Source organism: Acidocella sp. (assembly GCF_036489515.1).
Classification (GTDB): Bacteria; Pseudomonadota; Alphaproteobacteria; order Acetobacterales; family Acetobacteraceae; genus Acidocella.
The window spans coordinates 1-6,494 of sequence record NZ_DASXFO010000071.1 but is presented as its reverse complement, the minus strand read 5'-3'; the positions used below and the strand labels follow the sequence as shown (position 1 = coordinate 6,494).

The 6,494-nt window shown below is 64.5% G+C and carries 7 protein-coding genes; all 7 read left to right on the top strand.

Annotation, left to right across the window (positions count from 1 at the left end; translation table 11 throughout):
* Window positions 1-180 (top strand): Hsp33 family molecular chaperone HslO (locus tag VGG47_RS11450; protein ID WP_331538600.1); only part of this gene is annotated, 180 nt, incomplete at its 5' end.
* Between the two features lie 2 nt (window positions 181-182).
* A complete protein-coding gene (locus VGG47_RS11445) occupies window positions 183-920 on the top strand; it encodes a hypothetical protein (RefSeq protein WP_331538598.1) in 738 nt (245 codons plus the stop codon).
* A 93-nt stretch (window positions 921-1,013) separates the two neighbouring features.
* Window positions 1,014-1,283, top strand: a complete 270-nt coding sequence (gene rpsT, locus VGG47_RS11440) for a 30S ribosomal protein S20 (protein ID WP_331538596.1) — start codon at window positions 1,014-1,016, stop codon at window positions 1,281-1,283.
* Window positions 1,284-1,682: 399 nt separating this feature from the next.
* Entirely contained in the window at window positions 1,683-3,104 is a 1,422-nt protein-coding gene (gene dnaA, locus VGG47_RS11435; protein ID WP_331538604.1) for a chromosomal replication initiator protein DnaA, read from the top strand.
* Between the two features lie 181 nt (window positions 3,105-3,285).
* Window positions 3,286-4,410, top strand: coding sequence for a DNA polymerase III subunit beta (dnaN, locus tag VGG47_RS11430; RefSeq protein WP_331538594.1), 1,125 nt, complete (start codon window positions 3,286-3,288; stop codon window positions 4,408-4,410).
* Window positions 4,407-5,522 (top strand): DNA replication/repair protein RecF, encoded by a 1,116-nt coding sequence (gene recF / locus VGG47_RS11425; protein ID WP_331538602.1) that lies wholly within the window; start codon window positions 4,407-4,409, stop codon window positions 5,520-5,522. The genes dnaN and recF overlap by 4 nt, the downstream gene beginning before the upstream one ends.
* Complete coding sequence (locus VGG47_RS11420; protein WP_331538592.1) at window positions 5,519-6,331, top strand: TIGR00282 family metallophosphoesterase; 813 nt, start codon at window positions 5,519-5,521, stop codon at window positions 6,329-6,331. The genes recF and VGG47_RS11420 overlap by 4 nt, the downstream gene beginning before the upstream one ends.
* The last annotated feature ends 163 nt before the right edge of the window (window positions 6,332-6,494 follow it).

Below are 6,494 nucleotides of genomic sequence, written 5' to 3'. Positions count from 1 at the left end.
GTTCTGGCTTATGGCTGCCGCTGTTCGCGTGCCCGTCTGGGCGGTATTCTGGAGGGGTTTTCGCCGGATGATCTCGACCATATGACGGTGGACGGTAATATCGTCATGAACTGTGAATTCTGTAATTTCGCATTCCGTTTTCCCCGCGAGACCGTCAATGGCCGCCCTGGAGCCCCGTAAAAATGAAGTTATGGCATTTTTCCTCTCTCGCTGTGCTTGCCCTGGCCGGATGCAGCAGCCCGCCGCCGGAGCAGAATTTCACGCCGCTCGAGTACTCTTATTTGCCGCCGTTGGTGCTGAAGGTCGCTAATCTCAACATCGTCAATGACTATGTGCCGAGCCCCGACACCGTGGTGTTGCTGGCGCAGGATCCGGCCCCCCCGGCGACGACGTTGCTGGCGATGCTGAACCATCGGGTCGTCGCCTCGGGCGCGCCCGGTACGGGCACGGTGACGATCCAGAACGCAGCGGTTCATGAGGTGGCCGGCACGTTGACCGGGACGATGACGGTGGACGTGAATGTCTCGAGCCCCGATGGGCACAGCACCGGCTATGCTGAAGCCACCGTCTCCGCCTCGCGCACGGCCCCGGACGCGGACGCGCCGCAGGGCGACATGGAGGCGGCGCTCTATTATCTGACCAAGCAGCTGATGGATGACATGAATGTGCAGCTGCAATACCAGATGCAGCATAATCTGAGCGGTTGGCTGTCCTGGTCGGGTGCACCCGGCGGGGCCGCCGCCTATCCCACGGCGGCTCCGGCGGGGGGAACGATCCAGGCGACCCCGTTGACGACGCCGAGCGGCGCGGCGTCGGCACCGGCGCCGGCACCAGTCCCGGCCCCGCCGACCGCCGGTTCCCCGGAGCCCGAGCAAAATCTGGTGCCGCCGGGCTATCCCGGCGGCGGACCGCGATCCTAATCGCGGCTGACCGGGGTCACTTGATGCTTGACGCCGCCGCCTATGGGGGTTAGACCGCGCGCTTCATTGATTGTCTTTTTTCGGCGGAACCTTATGGCCAATATTGCATCAGCGCAGAAGCGCATCCGGCAGACCCTCAAGCGCACGATGCGCAACAAGGCGCGCAAGTCGCGCGTCCATGGCGCCATCCGTAAGGTCGAAGAGGCTGTGGCTTCCGGCAACAAGGAGGCGGCGCAGGCCGCGTTCCGCGCCGCACAACCGGAATTGCAGCGTGCGGTCGGCAAGGGCGTGCTGAAGGCCAACGCGGTGTCGCGGAAGATCTCCCGCCTGTCGGCGCGGGTGAAGGCTGTCGCTGCCGCCTGAGGTCTTCAGGGGCAGGTTGCGGAAACGCATTGATTTTTTGACAGTTTTAAACGGCGCGCTCCCGATATCACGGGGCGCGCCGTTTTTTGTCAGTTGTGTGATCTAACTTGCTGTTAGCTTCACGAGATTTGGCGTCGAGAAACTTCGCCATTTAATACCCTTTGAATTTACACGTTAATTCAAAGGGATCAGGGGGTTATTGGTCGCGGCGCAACTATTGAGCACTTGCCAGTCCAGGCTCTTCTAACTTAAACTCAGTGGGCTTACTTACGCCCGCGCGGCCGTCTCAATTCGGGAAATTTGAAGTTTATTTCAGGATTTTCCCAAAGAGTCCGTCGCCGGGCATATATTTTTTTGGGGCTGGAGCGGAAATTGGGAATGAGCCTGGAGATCGGTTCCATGCGTGATGGCGGTGGTGTGCTTTCTTCCTCGCCGGTCCGCCGTGATGACGCCGCCCTGAACGAACAATGGGCCCGTGTACGCGCTAGGCTGCAGGCTGAGGTTGGGGAGGTCGAGTATCGTACGTGGCTGAAGCAGGTCGCTTTGGCTGGTGTCGATGGCGACGAAGTGACGGTGATTCTGCCCACGCGCTTTCTGCGCGACTGGGTGAACAAGGAATACGGCGAGTTGATCACCGCGTTCTGGCAAGCCGAAAACCCGAAGATCCGGCATGTGGACATCCGTACCCAGCCGAGCCGTGGGACCGCGCCGAACCTTGCCGAGCCGGAGCCGGTGACGCCTGTGGCCAATGCGCCGGCCGCGGCCGGCGCGGCGCCGCGTTCGGAATTGGTCGCGCCGCTGGACCAACGTTTCACTTTTGATACTTTTGTGGTCGGCAAGCCCAACGAATTCGCTTATGCCTGCGCCCGCCGGGTCGCGGAATCGCCGGCGACGCCGGGGTTCAATCCGCTGTTCCTGTATGGCGGGGTCGGTCTGGGCAAGACCCATCTGATGCACGCCATCGCCTGGGAGCTGTCGACCAAGCGCACGGGCGCAGCACCGGTGTCCGTCGCCTATATGTCGGCGGAAAAATTCATGTACCGCTTCATCAACGCGCTGCGCTCGCAGTCGACGCTCGAATTCAAGAACGAGCTGCGCAGCGTCGACGTGCTGATGATCGACGACCTGCAGTTCCTCATCGGCAAGGATAACACGCAGGAAGAATTCTTCCACACGTTCAACGCGCTGGTCGATGCCGGCAAGCAGATCGTGATTTCCGCCGACAAGTCGCCGTCGGACCTGTCCGGTCTCGAGGACCGCCTGCGGACCCGGCTCGGTTGCGGAATGGTCGCGGATTTGCACGCCACCACCTTCGAACTCCGCATCTCCATCCTGGAGGCGAAGGCCTCGCGGGCGGGCGTGGACGTGCCGGGCAAGGTGCTGGAATTTCTGGCCCGCAAGATCACCTCCAACGTGCGTGAGCTGGAGGGTGCGCTCAACCGGCTGGTGGCGCATGCCAACCTGTTCGACCGGCAGCTGACGATGGAGACCGCGCATGAGGTGCTCCATGACGTGCTCAAGGCGTACGACCGCAAGGTCACGATCCAGGAGATCCAGAAGCGCGTCGCCGATCATTACAACATCCGAGTGGCCGAAATGTCGTCGGCCCGGCGGGCCCGCAACATCGCCCGGCCGCGCCAGGTGGCGATGTATCTGGCCAAGCAGCTGACCAGCAAAAGCCTGCCCGATATCGGCCGGCATTTCGGCGACCGTGACCACACCACCGTGATGCATGCGGTCTCGCGCGTGACCGAGCTGATGAGCCAGGACGCGGCCTTCGGCGAGGACGTGGAATTGCTGCGCCGCATGCTGGAGAGCTGAGACCCAGCTTGGCGGTACGGCGGGTCGAACAAAGGCGGGCGGGATGGCCGGGCGGCTGTCCCGCCCGCGCCTTGTTCGGGGCGCAGGGCAGAGCTTCCCTATCGCTGCGCCCCTTGCTATCCTGGCGGGCACGAATCGGTCGTCGCGACGAGTCTCACGTATTGCCGTCAGGAAGGTTATCATGAAGTTCAAGGCCGATCGCGCCACGTTGATGAAGTCGCTGGCCCACGTGCAGAATGTCGTGGAAAAGCGCAACACCATTCCCATTCTGGCCAACGTGCTGTTGGCCGTGCGCGACGGGAAATTGACCATCGCCGCCACCGATCTGGAGATCGCGCTGGTCGAGGAGGTCGCCGCGCAGACCATGCGCGACGGGGCCATCACCGTGCCGGCCGCGACTTTGTATGAGATCGTCCGTCGCCAGCCCGATCATGTCGAGATCGAGCTGGACCATCCGGGCGGCGACGCGCCTCTGGCGCTGCGTGCCGGCCGCTATGCCACCAGCCTGGTGGCCTTAAGCGTCGATGAGTTTCCCAAGCTCGACGCCGGCAAGCTGTCGCACCAGTTCGTGCTCTCCGCGCAGGAGTTGCGCGGGCTGATCGACCGCACACGTTTCGCGATCAGCACGGAAGAGACCCGCTATTATCTGAACGGTATTTTTCTCCATGCGGCGGAGAGCGAGGCTGGCGCCGTGCTGCGCGCCGTCGCGACGGACGGCCATCGCCTGGCGCGGGTCGAGGAACCCTTGCCGGAAGGGGCGAAGGGCATGCCGGGCGTGATCATCCCGCGCAAGACCGTGACCGAACTGCGCAAGCTGCTGGACGAGGTTTCTGCGGAAGTCGAAGTGGCGCTGTCGGAGACGCGCATCCAGTTCAGCATCGGCACGATGCGCCTGACCAGCAAGCTCATCGACGGGACTTTCCCCGATTACGACCGGGTGATCCCGCGCGGCAATGACAAGGTGCTGCGGGTGGACAAGAAAGATTTCAACGACGCGGTCGGCCGCGTTTCGGCGATCAGCGCCGAGCGGCACCGTCCGGTGAAGCTGTCGCTGGCCAAGGATTTGCTGGTCATCTCCGCCTCCAGCCCGGAACAGGGCACGGCCTCCGAGGAGCTTGGCTCCGAGCTGATCGATTATCAGTTCGGCCCGCTCGAGATCGGGTTCCAGGCGCGCTATCTGTCGGACGTGACCGACCAGATCCGCGGCAAGGTGGAGTTCGTGTTCGCCGACGGTGCGGCGCCGACCCTGGTGCGTGACCAGGACGATCAGTCGGCGGTGTACGTGCTGATGCCGATGCGGGTCTGACGACGCAGCTCGGCCGGCTCACCCTTAGCGATTTCCGTTCCTACGCGTCCCTGCGCTTTTCCCCCGCCGCGCGGGTGAATGTGTTCGTCGGGCCGAACGGAAGCGGCAAGACCAATCTGCTGGAAGCGGTTTCCTTGCTCGTGCCGGGCAGGGGGCTGCGCGGCGCTAAATTTATCGAATTGGCCCGGAAAGGCGGGGGGGCACCGGGCTCCTGGGCGGTGGCGGCGCATATCGATGACGCGACCGGCGGATTCGATCTCGGTACGGGCTCCGCCGAGGGCGCGCCGGAGCGCCGGGTGTTCCTGCTGGATGAGCAGAAGCCGCGCTCGCAGGCGGAAATCGCAGCGAGGCTCGCCGCGGTCTGGCTGACCCCGCAGATGGACCGGCTGTTCACCGAATCCGCCTCCGGCCGCCGGCGCTTTCTCGACCGGTTGGTGGTGGCGCTGGAGCCCGGTCATGCGCGGGAGATGGCGGCCTTCGAATCCGCGGCGGCGCAGCGTAATCGGCTGCTGGCGGACCGGCCGGACCCGGCTTGGCTCTCCGGATTGGAGGACGCCATGGCCCGCCATGCGGTGGCGGCGACCGCCGGCCGGGCCGCTTTGCTCGGCCAGTTGAACGCGACGCTGGCGCGCGGTGCCGCGGCGCCGTTTCCCCTGGTGGCGCTGGATCTGGCCTGTCCGATCGGCGCCAAGCTCCGGCTCCGTCCGGCATTGGATGTGGAAGAAGAATTGCGCGCCGCCTATCGGAGCGCCCGGGCGCAGGATGCGGCACAGCGCGGCGCTTCGCTGGGGCCGCAGAAGAGCGACCTTCTGATCACCGACGCGGCGACCGGCCGGCCGGCGTCATCGTCGTCCACCGGCCAACAGAAGGCGATGCTGATCGGCATCGTGCTTGGTCATGCGGCGTTGATCGCTGCCGTGCGCGGCACGCCGCCGCTGCTGCTGCTGGACGAGCCGCTGGTGCATCTGGACGCCGCACACCGCGCCGCTCTGTTCGCCGCGATCGCCACGCTGGATCTCTCCGCCTGGCTCACCGGCACGGATGTCGAGCCGTTCGCGGGGCTGGAGGCCGCCTGTTACACGATCCGTGATGGCTCTATAGTTCCGTTATGAAGATTGTCATCCTCGGCGACCTGCTCGGCCGCACCGGGCGGGAAGCCGCGCTCAAAGCCATCCCGCAGTTGCGCGAAACCCTCAAACTCGATTTTCTGGCGGTGAATGGCGAGAATGCCAGTCACGGTTTCGGCCTGGCGCCGGACATGGCGGAGGCTTTGTTCGCCGCCGGGGCCGACGCCATCACGCTCGGCAACCATGCCTGGGACCGGCGCGAGATCATCCCCTACATTGCTCAGGAGAAGCGGCTGATCCGGCCGTTGAATTTTCCGCCTGGCACGCCCGGCTCCGGCGCCTCGGTGGTCACCGCCCGGGATGGGCGGCGCGTGCTGGTGGCGCAGCTGATGGGGCGGCTGTTCATGGACCCGCTGGATTGCCCGTTCCAGGCCACCGAGGGGCTGCTCGGCCGACAGCGGCTGGGCAATGGGCTGGACGCGGTGCTGCTCGATTTCCACGCCGAGGCGACCTCGGAGAAAATGGCGTTCGGCCACGCTTTCGACGGCCGCGCCTCGGTGATTTTCGGCACCCACACCCATGTGCCGACTGCCGACCACCAGGTGCTGCCGAACGGCACCGGGTACGTCACCGATCTCGGCATGTGCGGCGACTACGACAGCGTGATCGGCATGGGCAAGGAACCGGCGATGGCGCGTTTCATCCGCAAAATGCCGGGCGAGCGCCTGGCACCGGCGGAAGGCGAGGCGACCGTCTGCGGCGTGTTCGTCGAGACCGACGACAAAGGCCTGGCGCTGCGCGTGGAACCGGTGCGCCTCGGCGGCCGTCTGCGCCCGGAGATGCCGAAGGTTTGAGGCAAGGGAAGACTACTTTTTGTGGGGCTTGTTGAGATTCATCGTGAATTGATGACGGCTGAGGCGAGATAGACCATTGCTTTGAAGCTTTGGTCTGTTTTGTCGCTTCGCATGGCGATGCGCTTGAACTCCTTGAGTTTGGCGAAGAAATTTTCGATGAGAT

Bases quoted from the DNA above. Each gene is read 5' to 3' on its own strand.
- dnaA (WP_331538604.1), top strand. From the start codon at position 1,683: ATGCGTGATGGCGGTGGTGTGCTTTCTTCCTCGCCGGTCCGCCGTGAT.
- rpsT (WP_331538596.1), top strand. From the start codon at position 1,014: ATGGCCAATATTGCATCAGCGCAGAAGCGCATCCGGCAGACCCTCAAG.
- VGG47_RS11420 (WP_331538592.1), top strand. From the start codon at position 5,519: ATGAAGATTGTCATCCTCGGCGACCTGCTCGGCCGCACCGGGCGGGAA.
- VGG47_RS11445 (WP_331538598.1), top strand. From the start codon at position 183: ATGAAGTTATGGCATTTTTCCTCTCTCGCTGTGCTTGCCCTGGCCGGA.
- dnaN (WP_331538594.1), top strand. From the start codon at position 3,286: ATGAAGTTCAAGGCCGATCGCGCCACGTTGATGAAGTCGCTGGCCCAC.